Source organism: Paraglaciecola sp. L3A3 (assembly GCF_009796765.1).
Taxonomy (GTDB): Bacteria; Pseudomonadota; Gammaproteobacteria; order Enterobacterales; family Alteromonadaceae; genus Paraglaciecola.
Window position 1 is genome coordinate 4,403,977 of sequence record NZ_CP047023.1, and the last position, 19,389, is coordinate 4,423,365.

Here is a 19,389-nt window from a genome sequence, read left to right on the forward strand (position 1 = left end):
TAATTACAAGCTCAAATATTGGAAACCTTATTTTTCAACTACAGCTAAATCTTCTAATAAGATTTCATCGCCGTTAGCAAACCCACCTTCAAAATGGAAGTTGTACTTAATAGGCTGAGGCAACCCAGACCAATCCTCAGGGATGGTATATTCACCTAATTCGACGAGTTGCCATTCGGTAGTGTTAACTAAGGTTTTAGTCAATTGCATATTAAATGGCGCATATCGACGCCCCCAACTGTTGTATTCAGGAATACTGTGATAAGTGGCATCATCAGCGGTTTTCCATGGAAACATAAAGTTAGTGATGGTTCTTTCTTGGCCCTCTTCAGCTAAGGAACTTAACTTCACCCAGACTGAAAATTCAAAGGTTTTACGAATCGACGTAGGTTGACCAAAATTACTGGCTGTCCAGCTGCCAGTGCTTGCGTTCCAGCGCTGCAATAATGTACCAATACCACCACTGGGAGGCACTTCTGCCCCGCCATTATTAGCATCAACAACAGTTATTTTCATTGCATTTGAACCGCCAAACCCTTCACCAAGTGCTGGAGAAACGGTGCTCATACTGCCTGTAGGAATCCAACGAGTGGAGCCATTGGCCTCACTCACCTTTATGTGAACACCATTGATCATGGTGTCACTTTCGAAACCATTACTAAAATCAAAAGGTGTCGCATCAACAGGGTTTTCAGTGTCACAGGCGATATTATTCACAACCGTGACATCAACTGTTTTCCCATCAATATCGCCAGCCGCAACACCAGCTGTGTACCCTGAACCATATGCCGCTGTTAATGTTGCAGTATCGCCTTCACTTGCAGGGGCCAAAATAGCTGTACCGCCAAATCCTCTTGATACTTCATGTTCAACTGCGATGGCACCATCCGATGACAGCCAGTCGTAGGTGTAATCACCGGTAAATGATTCACCTTCTATATGCAATGTAGGCTCTACCACGAGTCCCGTGCGAACGCACTCAGGAATAAACTTGGTACCTGTCAATGCACCTAACTCGTCAATATCACCGTTTGTAATATCAAGAGTAAACCCAGCGGTCACTGTTACGTCAGCGGTTTCACTATGACCACCATCAACGCTTGTTGCAGTGATAGTCGTTGTGCCGCGGGCAACGCCAGTCACCAAACCTGTATCAGCATCAACTGTCGCCACAGAGGTATCTGCTACAGAATAAGTAATGGCACTATTGCAAGCATACACAGGTGCTGTTTGCGCAACAGCGGCTACTGTACCGCCAGACGGCACACTTACATCTGCAATGGCAACAGTAGTAACAGGGTCTGTGGCCGCATTAATTTGTAACTGTAACGTACGACGGGGGATTTCGGTTCCCGGCGCGTAGTTGTAACCATTATTGATTTCATAGGAAATGGTATAGGCCACAGTATTTGGGAAGTCTAAGTTACCGTCAGGTGTTGGAGCACCATCATCCGTTTGAGGACCTCCACGTAAATCTGTGTTATCGCAAAAACGTAAGCTTTCAGAAAACTTATCAGTATCAACCACTAAGGTGCGTCCATCTTCTCCCAGCCAAAACGGGGAAATTTTAGCACTTGATACTAAACTTGAATTTGAATCTGTTTCTGGGGTGCTAAAGTTTTGATCTGCAGCAAACTCCATTTGAGTAATTTTGATTGTGCCTGCAAAGTCAGTGGCATTTGCCCCACCTATTTGAACACCATCAACCAAATTAACACTTTGTATACCTGAATCTTCAGTTAATGTTGCAGTGAAAGATTCACCCTGTGTAACCTCTACAGGGTTAGCAGCGTTAATTTCAGGGTCATACCCCTTCTCAACACCTGAACAAGCGCTAAGTGCTGTTATTACTGCACCAGCTACTGCCGTTTTTAATAGTAAGTTGTATTTCATCTTACTTCTCCAATTTTTTAATAAGGAGCAGTGTTTCCACTGCTCAATTTAATGCTTTAACTTAAAGTAACTATTTAAGCTAAATTAGAACGTGCCTCGAATACCAATGCGGTACTGACGACCCGACTTAAATGCTGCTACTGTGCGAGAGGTCACAACACTTTCGTTTTGTGCATCCCCCTCATCCAGAACAACCGTCTGATCATTGTTATCTAATGCATTGGTTGCGTTTTCAAAGGTGTAGAAATGACGACGCGTATCATCGGTTAAGTTGATAGCATTAAAGGTTAAACTGATATTCTTAGTTAATTTATAACTTGAGCTTAAATCCAAACGGTTGGTTTCATCTTGCCAAATCACGCCGCCTTGGATCCCTGAATTCACAACTTGAACACCGTTATACCTGTGCGCAAGTCTTACCATATAGGCATCCTTCTCCCAGAACACGGTGACGTTACCTGAGTGTTTAGGGGTAAATGGCATAGCTATGCCTTGTTGGAAGTTGCCAGTGGTACCAATTTCTTCAGCATCACGTTTTGATTCTTGGTAGGTGTAGTTAATGCTAGCACCTAAGCCAGGTAAGAAATCGTAATTATCGGTGTATGAGAACTCTGCACCAGTTACACTAGAGCCTTTACCGTTTTTCACAACGTTAATATTGGCGACATCACATTGGATACTCCATTCTGATACCCAACCGGCAGGGTAACGTTCTGAGTGACAACCATCTTCAGAGCCATCTGGCAATCGATTAGGATCGAACTCTAATAACAAATCTGCGCTTTGTAGCTCATAATCCGTTTTACGATCTTTATAGTGGTATGGCGTACTGACGTTTTCTTCAAAGTTTTTCATATCTTTGTTGAATAACGCCAATGACAACATACCATCGGCACTGAAGTACCACTCGAAAGACGTATCTAAGTTAGTCGACTCCAAGAACTCTAGGGCTGTGTTACCTGCCGTTCCGTTTGCTGGATCCCAAGGACCTCCTTCGTTGATTTGGGTACGTGGGTTTAGTGAATCATAGTTTGGTCGTGTCATCGTTTTACTTGAGGCAAAACGGACGATAAATTCGTCGTTAACTGCGTAGTTAATATTAATACTTGGTAATAAAGCATCTACCTTAGCCGTGTTCGTTACAAAACCTTGACGTTGCCATACTTTGTCACCATGAATATCATACAAGTCCGTACCATCCACATTTGTTGTCCATGTGCTGGTATGACGACTAACAAAGGGGCTAACAGGGCGAATACCGGCGTTAGTGAAACCAAAACGTAACCACTGGTTAGCTGCTGTTGGAACAACATTACCGCTAGCATCAATAACTTGCATATCTTCAATTGCAAGTGATCTATTTATGGTCGTTGGACGGCCATTGTCATCAAAATTCATCCAAACAATTCTGTTTGCTTGAGGGTCAGATAAATCTGCCGGTAAAGTACTGGTTGTTCCATCAAAGGAACCTGCTCCCCCCCAAGGGTTGCCATTTAACTGAGTCAAAGGCATGTTGTTGAAGTTGTATGCGGTTGCCACTTGCCATGCATAACAATCCTGGAATTGGTCAGCATTTGCTGGGGAATTACGCCAATCCAAATTACCGTTTGTGCCTAGGTTTTGCCAAACAGGTTCTGGGCAAGCAGGATTACTTTCATCAGTTAAATTACGTTCAACCAATAACTCATATGGATCAACAATCCACGGTTGTTGCATGTAATTGATGCCCCCTACCCCCGTAGCTTGTCTTGCGTCTTCAACGTAACGAAAGCCAATATTACCTGTTAACGCGCCATCTAAAGCTTCAAAATTCACTTTTAAGTATACCGCTTTGGTGTCGACTTCTATTTTACGGGTTTGACCAATATCCACACGGGGTTGAAAGTCACCCGCATTATCACCAGTGAGGAGAGAAAGTGCCTTTTCATGACTCAACATAGGCCAACCTTCAAAGAAAGGTGTACTGCGATCCGACTGAATGCCTTCACCAAAATTGTCGTAGGGAAAAGCTTCTCCAGACAAGATGTCAATGACATTGATGTCAGCGAAGCCTCTCGCGCCTTCAGTATTAACACTGCCATCGTCTTCATCCGACGACGAAATACCATCCGCATTCTCTATACGAACATTACTGATTTGAATATCTCTTAAACGTTCGGCGTATTTACCACCGAATTCAATTGAGGTGATGTAATCATTGTCTAGTGTGTATTCAAAGTCCAAGAATAAGGATTTGTTCTTATCTAATGATTTGTTATTTCGGAAAGTAAAAGCGCCAAGGTGATTATGATGCAAATCGTAAGGGTTAAAACGGCTTCGCACATCAATGGCTGAACCGTCTAAAGCATCAAATACACCAACAGTAGACCCTGTTAGGTAACTACAATCTGCCAAACTGCCTGTAGTACAGTCATATCCGACCTTCTCATAATCTTCCACTGGCATACCCATGACTACATCTTTACCCGCAGTCCCCCACTGAGCAGTGTTCATGACCACATATTGATCATCTCCGCCTTGGGGTGTTTCGTCTGTTGTTTTAGAGTACCCGGCAATCAAACTCATCCTAAAATTATCGGTGATGTCATAATCAACATTTAATGAAACAACATCTGTATCAATTTCTCTAAGACCAGACTCACGGTTAAAAACGCCGGTAAAACGACGCCCTGTCATCTTTTCAACTGTATTAGTCGACAAGTCAATGACGTGTTCATCGGTTTCTGGTACTAATGAAGAAATGTCACCCAGGTTTAAACGCAAACCTTGATTGTCGGTATATAAGTCTTGTTGTGTTTTAGTAATATCAAGTTGAATATCTAAAGTATTGGTTGGGCGCCACTGAAAACCAGTACTAATTGATGTCCGTTTACGTTCATTGGTATTTAAGTTAAACGCAATAAAATCACGAGCTCCGGCCCATAAATCACCATAGTGTAATACTTGACCTTCTGGCATATTTTCAGGATCTAAACCTGCTGGAATATCATGCAGCGCTTTGCCATTTCCATCATAAATAACCTGGTTTGCAAGGTCGCCAATGAGTGCACCAGATTCGTCTAAATAAGTCACTGGGTTACCGTTTTGGTCGAATACATCACCCGTTGTCCCTGCTCCAATACGTTGGAAAGGCGCAATACGAATTTGGTTGCCATTCAAGTCTGTCGCATTACGAGAACCTGACCCCCAGTCATCAAACTGCCAAGCCCCGTTTGTAAAGTCAGTGTTGATTCGGTCTGAACGAGTTTTTTGATTATCATGAGACGCAGTAACAATGAAACCAAATGAATCATCGAAAAATTTGTGTGAAAAGCTTCCAACTAAACGGTGATCTTTCTCATCAGAAAATTCATTGAAACGCTGTTCCACAGTTAAAGAACGTCTATTCGAATTGAGTGTAAGCGGTTTCACAGAACTCAAACGAACGCTACCGCCCAGTGACCCCTCATCTTGATCAGCTGCTGCAGTTTTAACTACATCAATAGAAGACAGCATATCAGCTGAGAAAGTACTTAAATCAACACTATTATCTTGAGAACCTGAATCGCTGCTAAGCCCCCCCGTCAAAGCAACACCATTCATTGAAATTTGGTTCATTGCAGGGTTAGTACCGCGAATAGAGATACGTGTACCTTCACCATCTGATTCTTGTACAGAAATACCTGTTACACGAGATAGTGCATCAGCAATGTTTTGATCTGTTGACTTACCCACGTCTTCAGCATGTATTGAGTCTGACACCGATTCAGCAAAACGTTTAGCGTTAATTGCTTTTTGTAAACTGGTTTTGAAGCCAGAAACTTCGATGACTTCTATTTCATCTGAATCTTGTGTGTTTGGTACTTCAGCTTCTTGAGCCATTAATGGTAATGCCAAAAATGACGCAATCACACCAGCTGATATTGCATTTAGTTTAAAGTTGTACTTCATGTGGTCTCTCCACGTTCATATCAATTATTTTAGTATTCAGAACAGCTAACACCGGATACCTATACTTTGGCAGTGACGATGTAAGGATCCCTACTTGTCTAACTTTAAATAATAGGAAAACTGATGATTTCTTCCTTTTAGTGCATTTATTTTTGTTATCACTAAAATCAAAAAAGCAACCTTCCGATTAATTAAATCTATATAAACATATGACCTTTGAACTTACAATGTTTTTATAACAGCAGGTTAACATTTGTTTGAATTGAAAAAACCACCTACAAAACAGGCTTGAAGAACACTAAAAATAAGCATCTATAAAAATAACAGCGACAAAAAAGATGTATTTAAATGTCACCTTTAAAATATAAATAATTCAGGATCTAAGAAATTATTACCTAAAATCGAAGATTTTACAGGTAGAGAAAAAGGCAGAAAGACAATGAGTCATACAGAATTGGGTAAAATAAAGCAGATAAAATTACAGAATGTAGATTGAAAATCTAGTTAACCTGAGTTCTGGATAAAAAGTATCGTTCAAGCTGAGTCCATACTCAGTGACGAAATTTTTCGTGTATAGCAAGGCGGATTGTCTTACTTAATAACGTGTTATTACTAGACAATCCAACGCCGCTAGGCACAAAATAGCGTTATAGAGAGGTTCTGGCTTATCCAGTATTCAGGTTAACTCAATAACAAGATTTATCTATCGGGATCACCCATAAGTCAGCCGATGTAAGCAGTGCGATAAAATCGGATCGCTTTTTAGCAAACATTTAAGTTTGTGATTCCTAACAGCGTGCTCCGGTTTTTATTCGCTAAAATGTTTTTCTATTGGTTGTGTTGGATAAACTATCCGCAATAGTAACCCATCTGGCTCTAGCCATTGCTACTATGCCAATTAACCCCCTATCTGATTTCCAACCGGATTTTTGTCCCCTTAGAAGTGCTTTCAAACATTAGACTGGAATTAATTTCTTGGGCACGGTACTTTAAGTTTTTAAGGCCACGAGCTCCATTTTTTTCAAGCTCGTTAACAATAAACCCACAACCGTTGTCTTCAATCTCAATAATAATTAAATAGTTATTATCAACTAGGCGTTTGCTAAAAACCCGCAGTGTTAACTCGCTACATTTTGCGTGCTTAATCGCGTTTGTAATACATTCTTGAACAATACGTAATATATGAATATTTTTACTAGGTGTGGTTGATTTAACCTCGGGGATTGTATTCATATCCCAGTTAAGTTTGATACTGGCATTGTGAAGATTTTCTTGTAGGCTAGCTCTTAATGTTGCCAAAAGTGTAGCAAGGTTATTGAACTCAGGGTCTAATGAGTCAATCACCATCCTTAAATCGGTAAGGCTTTGCTTTATTTTCTCTCTAACCTGAATGAGTTCTTTGTTTTTACTACCACTTAATGTCGCGACAACAGAAACTAACTGACCACCGATACCATCATGCATGTCACGCATAATACGTTCACGCTCTTCGCTTAAAAGGTGTTTTTGCTCTAAAACTTTAACTTGTTGAAACTGTACTATTAACTCATTTTCTTTTATTTTAACTTTTCTCTCCAAGTTAATTGTCAAATCTTCAGCGGCATTCAATGAATTAACAAATCGTTTTATTAAAAACCAGCTAAAAAGCAATAGTGAAGGAAAGGCGCTGTATTGCATGATCAACCCATCTGTGCGAGGTATAAAATTATTTACCAACAAAATATCGTGCAAGCCAAATACCATAATCGGTGTACCCACAAATAACATAAGCGCGATATCGACATTTGGATTTCGCCAGTACTGTGTCAGTAAAAACACAAGAGTGTATGTTCCAAGGGCAAACAAACAGATGTCAGAAAAGGTATATCCAACAAGAAAAATCATCTCAACATTAGGCAAGAAGAACATAACAAAACCAAGGAGCGACACAAATAAAGTAAGGCGCTCTACCTTTTTGTTCTCAACACCTATATACCTATGATTAAAAAATATCATAAGTGCCACTGCCCACACTAGAGTGCTCATGGTAAACGCTTCCCAAAGCCTTACCGATACAGGAATATTATTCACCAGAAGATTTAAATTATGTAACGACCAAAAAATAATTTCAAAAGCAAAAATACCATAAAGCGTGTCTTGTGGTCTCGCACAATAAAACACCAACAAAACGACAGCTACAAAAAGCATAATTGCAGTAAACCACTGAACAAAGCCTACACGCACCAAATATTTTAAATTATAAGCAGGCTTCAATATATATGACGGCGCCACATACACCCCACTAAGTAAACCGTAATTCTTATATGCAGACCTGACATGAATCAGTAACTCATTGTCACCTGGTACGAGTATATTATTAGCGAATTCAAACATTAACGGTTGATTATGATAACGAGATACATTCGGAGTGAATCTACCACTCTGTCCAACCCAAATACCGTTAACAAAAACAGCCGCGGTATGAGTAACGGAACTTAAATAGGCTGCCCATGAGAAATTCTTTAAGCTGCTTTGACTCACATTAAAACGTAATTTATACCAAATATCAGAATCGTCCGACTTACGCGATAACCAGTCGTCAGGTAAGCTTACCTGCTGCCAAGATACGCCACTAAGCTCATCCAAAGTAATTGCCGAAGACACTGTATATTCAGCCTCAACAATAGAAGGCACCGCAATATTATCAAAAAACTGTATCGGCATATGTAAAGTAGCTGCGTTCATTAGCAGCCAATATACAAAGATAACTATAAGCATTAAGTAACGCTTTGAAATAATCATCACTGCCCTTAATGTTTAAATGGAATAGTTTAGCTAAGATTACTAAATATTGTGACAATAATATATGTAACCTGAGTTCTGGATAAGAAGTATCGTCCAATCTTAATTTATTATTACAATTCAATAACTTAATAACATTCACCCAATTCACCTCACATGAATGCTTACTCGGTGACGAAATTTTTGTGGATAGCAAGGCGGATTGTGGTACGTAATAACGTGTTATTGCTAGGCAATCCAACGCAGCTAGGCACAAAAAGAGCGTTATCGAGAGGTTCGGCTTATCCAGTATTCAGGTTATGTAGGTCTGTATTAACGCTTAAAAATCTCCCACATACCAAATATTGGGGATTTAAAAATATCATTCTTCAGATACATTGACGCTAACTGGAATAAATCTACCGGAAGCGCTGACATCAAAACATCTACGACAAAGTGCAAGTTAACAGCCAAACAGAAGCCATTTATGAAGTAAAAATCTGGGCTTGCTTTAAAAAGCCATGAGTATTTAAACGTTATTCACGTTTAGCCCATATATGACAACCGAAATTTATGATTTTTTACTTAAAGGAAGAAATAATGAAATTATATAAAAGACCGTTACTATCCCTAATTTTTTTTCTAGGAAGCTTTAATAGCTTCGCTGGGCAGTGCATGCTAGAAATAGCATACAAACCCCAACCTTTAAGCATTCAGCTTGAAATAGAAATATCAATCATTAACGAAAGTACAGAAAAAATCGAAGTAACAAGTCATACTCGAAGGGTGACGAATATAGGCATACGTGACGCCCTGATTAAAGTTCAAGGAGGCAACTCAAGCCCAGTATGGCATCGTGTTAACCCTGGTGAAATATTCTATGGCCTTGTCGATTTGCAAACAATACGCTGCCTAAATACGCAATCTGCCAAGCGCACCCCAGCACAAATTGCAGCCGCTCTAGTTGCATCATCGGTTGACTCTCTCTGGGAAAGGGTCATTACCGAATTAAGTAATTTTTCCGGTGAATATGGTGCCGCGCAAGCATGCTCAAATCAAGGTTACGGTAATGCCTATTCGGGCAGCATAGGTAAGTTTAAAAACTTTACGCCCACAGCCTCCTTCAGTCACATGAACAATTACCTTGCTATGCAAGCGGCAAATAAAACCTATTACCAACAATTCAATTTTAATGGACGATACCCAACCACAGAATCACAATATCGCTGTGCAGCAACAGAGCAATATAAACACTGGGGATTCAACGAAGTGTATTTTGTTAACAGTATCGCTGGTGGAAATTTGATTATTGCAGAAATGAATGACTGGGTACTTATTAGTGTGCGTGGTACTCAAATGTTCATTGATGCAACCGAAGGCAATAATGACAACGCATTAATTAACTCTATTACCGATCTTCTAGCAAATGGGCCAAGCGCGCCATTGCCTGCCATGACCTTAATTACAGGTGCAAAGGGAAGAGTGCACAGTGGTTATATGGCAGTCGTTACATCTTTAATGCCACTGATAGGCAATACCCTTAAAGATATGAATGCAAAAAATAAAAAAATATTTGTTACTGGCCATAGTTTAGGTGCTGCCACTGCAACCGTACTTGCATATAAGATGAAACACGAGGGCTATAAAATCCAAGCAGCCTACACCTATGCGTCACCTAAAATAGGCGACGCTGAACTTATGGACGATATTGATGACAATTTAAACGTTTATTCTGTAATTAATTATCGAGACCCTGTGCCTGACTACCCAACACTCACCAACCATTTAAGCTTTTCACCTCAGCACTATAGTGCGGACGTTTTAATTTATTTAAATAAAAATCATACTCCTCGAGAATACAACAGTAGCAATACGGATCTCGAAAAATATTTAAACATACGTGAAGATCAAGGTAATCCTTTACCACTCACTTTCTCTGCATCCGAACTAGCGAGAGAATGGCATTTCCATAATGGTAATTTTTACGTGGCTTTTCTTTATAATTATTTTAAAGATCGTACTGTTGATTTAGTCTCAGGTACGGACATAAAACCTGACTACCAAAAGCAAGTGTGGTGCCTAGATGGAAAGTCAAACCGGCGAAAATCACAAATCAACTGGCATGACGGCACATACAATTACACACAATGGTTTTTAAATGACAGCAATGGCTACCCTGTACAAGAATGTGATGGCGAACCCAAAGACGAACCAATAATTAACACTATCCCCGTTGAAATGCCTAGTCGCAAGCCCATACAAATTCGCCGCCGTAATGCCATACAAATACAAGGAGGTATTCGCCAATGAAAACCTTAGCTATAAGACACGCATACTTCATTGTGTTCTTATTTTTATCTATGCCCACTTACGCATTTAAAATTGGCACCCATATTTGGCTTGCTGAACATATTGCTCAAGATGTAATAGACGATGGAGAATTACAATTTATAGATATAAACGACAATGAATTCGATAGCATAGAAGTAAATTGGCAACTGGCAGAGTCGATAAAAAAGCATAAGAACATCTTCATTTTTGGCACACTAGGGCCAGACCTATACCCTGATTTAGTGGCAGGACAAATGACAACCCACCCAGGCCTGCCCTTTGCGCAATTAAATTCACTTGGCCAAGAAATTAACTGTACAGATGATGCAAAAAAAGAGTGCGCCAGCCTGCCCAAAGAACTGACTGAAATTATGCGCCTCACCGGCCTTAAATTAACGGGCGACAAATGGGGATGGCAAACCGATGACTGGTTACGTCATGTGCGCACGCAAGCTTACGCGGTGACACCTAGAGGTCAGCCATCAAAGGAGATCGCCTTTGCTTATGGCTATCTACTGCATGCCGCCATGGATACTTGGGCACACAGTTACGTAAATGTAATAACAGGTGACTTATTTTCTTTGTCAGAAAACCAAGCCATCGCAGCCCGGCATGCAGGTCTAGAAGGATACTGGAATAATTTACACCCACAGCATTATGAGATGTTTAATTCACGCTTCAATCGAAAACCTACACATCAAGAAAGTCTAATGTGGTTTGCCGATTTTGGCGCCCCCAAAGAATTTGTACGCAATACTTTAATATTAAATGAAAAAACAGCTTGGCAGCACGCACGCTCAGCAGGTGCTTTACATATTTGGGCAATGTGGGCTTTCTGGGAAACCGCTAAAAACAGTCAACGAAACTTAGAACCGATTAAAAAACAACTAAACATAAGTATGAATCGAAGCATCAAGCTTGTTGACGATGCTGAAGCACTTTGGCGAACGGCAGAAGCATCAAAAAAATCAGCCGTAAAAATTTTTACAACGGCCTACAGCAACATGAAAACGGCTGAAACAGATATGCAAAACGCTGCGGCGGATTTGGCGAAGCACACAGATAACGTAATGGCTTATATTGCATCTGCCCCCGCTATTAAATACGCCCTAGCGCAAGCTAACGGTGTGCTCAACCATGTTATTGCTTTGCTGCCTGCGCACATGCAAACGAATTTAAATCATGCACGTAATCAAAAGCTTACCGCGACAACAGCATTTAATGTCATGAATACGATATATCAATCTCAAAAATCTAAACGTGACACTGCCATAAACAAAGCAACAAAAGCACTTACCGAGTTTAACTTACAAAAGCAAACACTGGCCACACTTACTCAAGCTCGCGACATCAGCTTAAAGCAATTAGACGACGCCTCAAAAACATGGCAAAGAAACATTGAAAACGGCGTCGATGCCTATATAGCCGCATATGAAGAGGTCGGACGCTCACTATTACGCCCACAAACTAATCGCTTTGAAGTAGGCAGCAGTGCACCTGAAGCATTAACGCACTGGGCCAGCTGCTGGATACCCGCTTTTGCACCGACATCAATCAATACACAGTTCATATCGCAAGCATGTCACTCAGGTTTAATAAAATATAGCGACTTCAATCAAACATTAACCACGCTTAAACAGAATGTTCTTCTGCCTACCCCATTAAGAAAAACAATCATTGAATTTGACGAGCAAATACACGATCAAATGGTTCATCACTTACCTCTTATCGGCGAACTTATACGCAAGGCACTACCCAAACTGGACAAAGGCGAGGTGGTACCGTCAAGCGCTGATTTTTTTGCTCGCCTGTGGGATCACGATATCACTCAGGATGAACTTACCACACTGTATAGCAAAGATAATTCTGAAAAACAGTTACTCACCTTCAATGCAGAAAATAATGAACTGTTGGAGATCCTTATTAAAGACGGCTTAAAGATACCCAAAGAAGGACATAAAAATAGTTATCAGAGCATGTTCAAATTCACCCCTATACGTAACGCCGTAACACTCTCAAAATTAAGTTTATTAACAAGCAATCAATTAAACGGGCTAATTAAGAAAAAAACAAGACGAAAGAATCTATATGATTCAACGCGCGTGAATAAAGCTTGGCGTGGTGACCCCTACGTGGCAGGTCAACCCGCTGGAGATGTGTTAATTGGAGCTATTCGTAGTATTGACGGCAATCATCAATGGCTATCAGTTGCGCCAATGCTGCCACGAGATTTACATACAGGGGTTAAAACGATCAAACCCCGTGCGACAGAAAAAGCATGTCGACGCTTTGGTTACCCTCAAAAAAATAACTACCCAAACGTGAGAGATTTAAATATAGAAGCTTCGGAAAAGAGCAAAGACTGTTCAAGTTCCGAACAATTTAGTTCTCGCATCGACATTAAACCAAATGATGCTCTGGGTGGCTTTCGGATCTGGCAAGATACAAGATTACGCTCAGTGGTATTTAACAAACTATTTAAAGGCCCTATTTCAACGGGTATGTGTGGGCTGTTAAAAGTACGTTCGAGTAGTGCATCAAAAGAGCAAATATTACAGTATGATATTCAACGGGAAGGTTTAGGCTGCAATAATGAAAACTATCCTGCAGCACCAGTAAAATCTAATGTGTTACAAAAAACAATGCAAATAATTATGCGCTAGCATTGGTAATTTATAGTCGATTTATCTGTTTGCTTTACTTAAGCATTTAATATAATTTATTTAATTGTTCAGCTCTAACTATCCCGTTTCCTTTTAAATTCTTAGATATCAGGGTCTGAACAAAGTTAAATCATCCTGAGAATATATAGAGATATCCCACTGTAACGAAGCGGTTAGATATCCATAGAATCAATGTATTACATGTCATATCAATAACGGTTACACCTAGTCTTTTCGGCAAAGCCACATTTTAGTATCAGTGCAACTCTGTGAGATTTTTTTTGTTTTTGCTATTAAAGGAATGGATTCCGGCTTAAAAGCACACCGGAATGACGGGCTTTGATGTCGGTAGATGTTCTTGTCTATAAGCTAATATTTTTTGCTGTTTTACTATTTACTGCTAAGTCTGCAGTGTTCTGCCATTCTGGATTACTGCTAAGAACATACAGGGATGACGAAATTTGAGGCCAGATAAGGCTTTGAACTGTCTACTAACATCTATCTACTGCTTTTATTTTTTCCCCTCCTTGTTCTCTGTGTCCTCTGTGGTTCAATTTTTTAGTTTTTGGTTTTATCTTTTTAAACTGCCCTACTCTGCTAAGTCTGTTCGACTCTTCTTCATTCTACTTTCACGGCAAACACCGGATCCAATTCACTCACCCCCAAGCCACTCTTCTTAGTCACTCTTAACTGCGTTGGTATTCGCTCCTTCATCGCCTCAATATGACTGATCACCCCAATCATCTTGCCCGATGCATTTAGGTTATCCAGCGCATCTAAAGCGATATCCAAAGTCTCGGCATCTAAAGTGCCAAACCCTTCATCTAAAAATAACGAATCAATACTGGTTTTATGGCTGACCAAATCAGATAAGGCTAAAGCCAGTGCAAGGCTAACCAAGAAACTTTCACCACCCGATAAGGTTTTGGTATCACGCTCTACATCGCCTTGCCAAGTATCAAGTACGGTAAGGGCTAACCCTTGTTCTTCTTTACGTTTAAGCAAATAACGGCCATGGATGCGGTCGAGTTGTTTGTTAGCCAAATACACTAAATTGTCTAAAGTTAAACCTTGGGCAAAGCGGCGAAATTTGTCGCCGCTGGCAGAACCAATTAAACCGTGTAAGTAACTTAGCTCATCGTAATCTTGTTTTTGTTGTTCTATTTGCTCGAGTAGCGCTTGTTGCCGTGATGTCTCGTTTTGGTCTGCGGCTAATTGGCTGCTAATCCCCCCTTTGCGTTCTACAAACAGGTCTTTTTCAGTTTGTTGTTGCTGCAATAACAGCTTCACTTCATCTTGTGGGGTTTGTTGCCATAGAGCAGCTTCATCGATAGCATTAAGCTCTTCGATCTGGGCACTAGACTGCTCTAACAAAGTGGTAGCGCGCTGTAATTGGCTATCTAAGCTTTGTTTTAAGCTGATTAGCTGGCTGCGCTGCTCTTCGGGCAGCAACGCTATTTCAAATTCGGCTTGATTAACAAATGGGCTGTTAATGAGTAACGCCTGCCATTTGTCTGTAAGAGTGTTAATTGAAATGTCTAGCTCAGCTTGTTGTTGGCTTATCGCCTTAATAGCAGCTAATAATTCGCTATCTTGCTGCGCGATTTGTTTGTGTGTGCTAATAGCTAACTGCAGGGTTTGTTCGCTATGGTGTAACTCAGTGTTGGCCTTTTCTCTCGCCAGTGCCACTGTCTGCTCGCCAAATAATTGCTGGCGCTGCATAGTAGCTGCATCAAATTGCTGTTGTAGCGTCGCTGCTTCTAACTGAACGGCTGAGAGTTGCGTTACTAGACTATTTAATTGCTGCTTGTTTGCTGAATTTTCAGCACTTTTAACCGCTATTTGTTGGCTTAGTTGTTCTTTTTTACGGAGTTTTTCTTGGTAACTTTGCACGTCTTGACGTTTATTTTGTAGCCATTGTTGCAGCTCACTCGTTGGCGGCGCTATGTAGCCCAAAGACATAATACTCGTGAATAATGCTGTGCGATTTTTATCAATAGACTCAATAAGTGCTGCGTATTCTTGACTGGTTTTTTGGCTACTTTTTTGCAACGACAGTAAGTTGTGTTCCAGTAGCTTAAGTTCACCGCTGAGCTTGTCAGTGTCGCGTTGGGTAAGGTTTAATGCTTCTTGGTTGGCTTGGCGCTCTTTATCTACTTGCTGAAGTTGTTTTAGTTGATTGGATACCTGGTCTAACTGGTTTTTAAGCGCCACTTCAACATTTTGTAAGCTAGGCTGATCGTTAATCGCAAAGGTTAGCTGCAGTGTTGCTGCGCTCTGCTGCCATTGGCTGGTTAACTCAGTTTCGAGCGCGCCTAAATCAACTAGGCGAGCTTGTAATTCTACTGCTCTTACTTTAAATGAATCTAACTTTTCGCGAATAGCTTTACCGTCTTGTTCTAATTGAGCCAACAGAGTTTCAGCTTGTTGTTTTCGGTTCACGGTATCGGGGATATCTATCGCCATTGCCGATAATTTAGGATGCTCTGTGGCACCACACAAGGGGCATTCGTCATCTGCTTTAAGTAACTGGCGATATTGCGCTAACTGCTCTTCTTGGCTAACTAGTTGCTGTAGATCTTTACAGACTTGTTCTTGCTCTTGGTATTTTTGCACTAAGGTATTGCGCTGGGTAGTGAGCTGGTCTACTTGTTGTTGGCTAGTGAGTAATTCATTCTGGCAAACTGTTTTGTCTTTTTCTAATTGACAATATCGACGTTGAATATCTTGGGCTTTATGTAACTCAGGCCAAAGGCTATTAATATGTGCGGCTTGGTTTTCAAGGGTCGTAATGTCTGACGCTTGGGTTAAGCTTTGATACTGAGTTTCTTTTTCTGCCAACCCGGCCTGTTGCTGCTTTAAACCTGCCGACAGGTTTTGCCATTGTTGTTGTAATTGTTGTTTAATCTTATTGCTTTCATTGAGCTGGCTATCTATGTCATGAGTTTGTTGTTGTAGTGTTTGGGCAGTTTGAGTGTCTCGATCAAGTTGTTGTAGTGAGGCATTCCAACCACTAAGTTGTTCACCTACAGCATTGTCTGCTTGATGTTCAGTTAAATAACTTTGAGCAAGGCTGTGCTGCTCATTTAAGCCTGTTAACTCAGTGGTTAATAACTGTTGGTTATAGGCCAGTTGCTGCTGTTGTTGCTGCAATTGGCCAGTGAATTGTTGTTTATCTTTAAGTTTTTCAGACAAGTTGGTTATCTGACTATCTAAAGGTTGTACTTGCTCAGTGATCAATTGCTCTTGGCTTTGCTGAGCCTGTTTGCTGTTTTTTAATGATTGCTCGGCCAGCGATAACTTGTCGGTTGCGCTGGTTAACTCTATCTGCAACTTTGCTTTTGTTGCTTGTTGGGCAGCCAATTGTGCATTCGTTTTAGTTTGTTGCTCTGTTCCCTCAACTAGCCGTTGCCAATTGGGGCGAATGCGTTCAGCTGGTTCGCTTTTTTCAAGCAAACTTAACTTGACTTTAGCATCAGCAATAGCTTGTTGCGCATCGCTATTTAAGACACTGGCTTCTTGTAGATTTTTTTGTGCACTAGTGCGTTTATCCCACCAGCTTAAGTGACTTTCATTACTTTTAATTTGCTGCTCGATTGCAGTTTGCTGGTCTTGTAGTTGTGTTAGTTCTATTTGTAAGCCTTGTTTTTGCTCCGCTGACAATAACTGAAAGGTATTCGCCCCCACTTGTAATTCATTTAACTTTTGTTTAGCGAGGCTATGGTGTTCATGCACCTTTACTGAAATCTGTCCATAGATTTCGGTGCCGGTCAGCTCTTCGAGTAGCTCCGCCCTTTTATTTTCGTCGGCATTCAAAAAGGCGGCAAAATTTCCTTGGGATAACATCATAGACTTAGTAAAACGGCCAAAGTCTAGGCCAGTGAGTTTTTCTATTTCGTCACTTTTTTGCCTAATTTGCGTAGCTAACACTTTACCTGTGGCCACTTCGGCTAGTTCAGCATCCGCCGGTTGTAAGTTACCTTCTACCTTACCTCGCGAGCGGCGCATGCTCCAAAAAGCACGATAAGCTGTGCCTTTTACTTCAAATTCCACCTCGGATAAACACTCGGTAGTGCCCCGAGTCATAATTTCGTTACTGGAGTTAGTGATTTGCCCTAGCCTTGGGGTTTGATGATAAAGGGCTAAACAAATGGCATCAAGCAAAGTGGTTTTACCTGCGCCGGTTGGCCCGGTGATGGCAAACAAGCCGTTTTCGGCAAAAGGTGTTTGAGTAAAGTCAATTTTCCATTCACCTTTAAGTGAATTAAGGTTTTTTAATCGTATGCTTAAAATTTTCATGCATCAGTCTCCTGATGCTCTACCACTGACAATATTTGACTAAAGCGCTGTCGCACTTGTTGCAGGGTCTGCTGTTGTTCATCGGTTTCAAATGTTTCCATGGCCAAACGTTTTGCGAATACATCTTCGGGAGTTAACTCAGCTAGAGTTTCACTTTGCATTTGGCTAAGCAATTGCCTGCGCTCATTGCGCGAACGCCTTAGTTGCAACACCTCTACATTTGCCCCTTCGATCATGCTTTGAATACGCTGCTGCAAGTCAGACAAATAGTCTTGGCTGTCAACTTCTAGGCATAACCAACAAGGTAAATCTGCCGGGTTAGTTTTTAAAGGCTGATGTTTAAATGCCTGTAACGCGGCTTCTATTGCCGCTAAGTCGCCTTTTATTACTTGCATAGGCTGAAATATTGGCACTTCAAGTGGTTGTAAACTTGTACGCCGTGCTCCGTCAAATTCCACCAGCATTACTTGTTTAGCTTTACCAAGTTCATCAAAACTCAAAGGGATTGGTGAGCCGCAATAACGAATATGTTCAGACTTGGCTACTATTTGCGGTTTATGGATATGCCCTAAGGCAATGTAGTCAGCAGGGGGGAACCCGTCAGCAGCAAAGCCGTCTAAAGTGCCTATGTAAATATCACGTACACTCTCAGATTGGCTCACCCCTAGCGCGGTCAAATGGCCAGTGGCAATGATAGGTAAATCTAGCCCGCTGTCTTGTTTCTTAGTTAAGGCTATTTGGTAAAGTGTTTGATAATGCTGTTTGATGGCTTCGCCTAACGCTTGGCGTTTTTGTAATCCGGTTTCACCTGCAACACTTTGCAGTACATCGCGGGCGCGAATAAAAGGCACGGCACATAAAATAGCGGCCGGTTGACCTTGTTTGTCGGGAATAGTAAACACTTGCTCATCAATAGAGATACCAGTACTAGCCACCACAAAAGTATTCAAACAAGCGAGGATTTGTTTCGATTCGTTTAGCGTAGACACTGAGTCGTGATTGCCGCCCAGCACCACCAATACACAGTTGAGCTTTTGCATATCCACCACAAACTGGTTATACATTTCTCGGGAGTAACTAGGCGGTGTGCCAGTATCAAAAATATCGCCAGCGATAATCACCGCGTCTATTTGCTCGTTTGCAACCTGCTGTAACAACCAATCAATAAACCCTTGGTGTTCATCCTTGCGGCTTTTAGTGAAGAAACTTTGGCCCAAATGCCAGTCAGAGGTATGCAGTATCTTCATTGTGTATTTTCCAAATCCTCAAGCGTCAGCTACCTCTTAAGTGGGTAACTCACTGTATGCAACAAATAATGCTCAGCATTATACTCATGCCACTGACAATTATCGAAATTAACCGCATAAATAGCGTGCATTAAAGTAAAGTTTCGGTTTAACTTTTTGCTCAACAAGCTTAACTTGTTATCAAGAGGTATTACCTATACTCCTATTGCCTTTGCATATATTGGGGGGCTCGTTATAATCCGCAGCCTTAACTCAGCCGAGCTACC

General features: G+C 41.0%; 7 protein-coding genes. 2 read left to right on the plus strand and 5 right to left on the minus strand.

The window, feature by feature from the left end:
• Positions 1-27: 27 nt before the first annotated feature.
• The 3 genes from GQR87_RS18285 to GQR87_RS18295 all read right to left on the minus strand — a co-directional run bounded on the left by GQR87_RS18285 (position 28) and on the right by GQR87_RS18295 (position 8,604).
• Positions 28-1,893 (minus strand): Ig-like domain-containing protein, encoded by a 1,866-nt coding sequence (locus GQR87_RS18285; RefSeq protein WP_158971848.1) that lies wholly within the window; start codon positions 1,891-1,893, stop codon positions 28-30.
• A gap of 84 nt (positions 1,894-1,977) precedes the next feature.
• The gene (locus GQR87_RS18290; protein WP_158971850.1) at positions 1,978-5,823 is read right to left on the minus strand and encodes a TonB-dependent receptor; all 3,846 of its coding nucleotides are present in this window, start codon (positions 5,821-5,823) and stop codon (positions 1,978-1,980) included.
• 906 nt (positions 5,824-6,729) lie between these two features.
• The gene (locus GQR87_RS18295) at positions 6,730-8,604 is read right to left on the minus strand and encodes a sensor histidine kinase (RefSeq protein WP_158971852.1); all 1,875 of its coding nucleotides are present in this window, start codon (positions 8,602-8,604) and stop codon (positions 6,730-6,732) included.
• 654 nt (positions 8,605-9,258) lie between these two features.
• Between GQR87_RS18295 and GQR87_RS18300 the strand changes: the two genes are divergently transcribed.
• Both GQR87_RS18300 and GQR87_RS18305 read left to right on the plus strand, forming a co-directional pair.
• Positions 9,259-10,893, plus strand: coding sequence for a lipase family protein (locus tag GQR87_RS18300; protein ID WP_158971854.1), 1,635 nt, complete (start codon positions 9,259-9,261; stop codon positions 10,891-10,893).
• Positions 10,890-13,577 carry a hypothetical protein gene (locus tag GQR87_RS18305; RefSeq protein ID WP_158971856.1) on the plus strand — a complete coding sequence of 896 codons (2,688 nt, stop codon included), beginning with the start codon at positions 10,890-10,892 and terminating at the stop codon, positions 13,575-13,577. Before GQR87_RS18300 ends, GQR87_RS18305 begins: the two co-directional genes overlap by 4 nt.
• 618 nt (positions 13,578-14,195) lie before the next feature.
• Here GQR87_RS18305 and GQR87_RS18310 read toward each other — a convergent pair.
• Both GQR87_RS18310 and sbcD read right to left on the minus strand, forming a co-directional pair.
• On the minus strand, positions 14,196-17,876 hold the full coding sequence (locus GQR87_RS18310) for an AAA family ATPase (protein WP_158971858.1): 3,681 nt from the start codon (positions 17,874-17,876) through the stop codon (positions 14,196-14,198).
• On the minus strand, positions 17,873-19,123 hold the full coding sequence (sbcD, locus tag GQR87_RS18315; protein ID WP_158971860.1) for an exonuclease subunit SbcD: 1,251 nt from the start codon (positions 19,121-19,123) through the stop codon (positions 17,873-17,875). The genes GQR87_RS18310 and sbcD overlap by 4 nt, the downstream gene beginning before the upstream one ends.
• Between the last annotated feature and the right edge of the window lie 266 nt (positions 19,124-19,389).

Coding starts and splice junctions, on each gene's coding strand:
- GQR87_RS18305 (WP_158971856.1), top strand. CDS start 10,890: ATGAAAACCTTAGCTATAAGACACGCATACTTCATTGTGTTCTTATTT.
- GQR87_RS18285 (WP_158971848.1), bottom strand. CDS start 1,893: ATGAAATACAACTTACTATTAAAAACGGCAGTAGCTGGTGCAGTAATA.
- GQR87_RS18295 (WP_158971852.1), bottom strand. CDS start 8,604: ATGATTATTTCAAAGCGTTACTTAATGCTTATAGTTATCTTTGTATAT.
- sbcD (WP_158971860.1), bottom strand. CDS start 19,123: ATGAAGATACTGCATACCTCTGACTGGCATTTGGGCCAAAGTTTCTTC.
- GQR87_RS18300 (WP_158971854.1), top strand. CDS start 9,259: ATGCTAGAAATAGCATACAAACCCCAACCTTTAAGCATTCAGCTTGAA.
- GQR87_RS18310 (WP_158971858.1), bottom strand. CDS start 17,876: ATGAAAATTTTAAGCATACGATTAAAAAACCTTAATTCACTTAAAGGT.
- GQR87_RS18290 (WP_158971850.1), bottom strand. CDS start 5,823: ATGAAGTACAACTTTAAACTAAATGCAATATCAGCTGGTGTGATTGCG.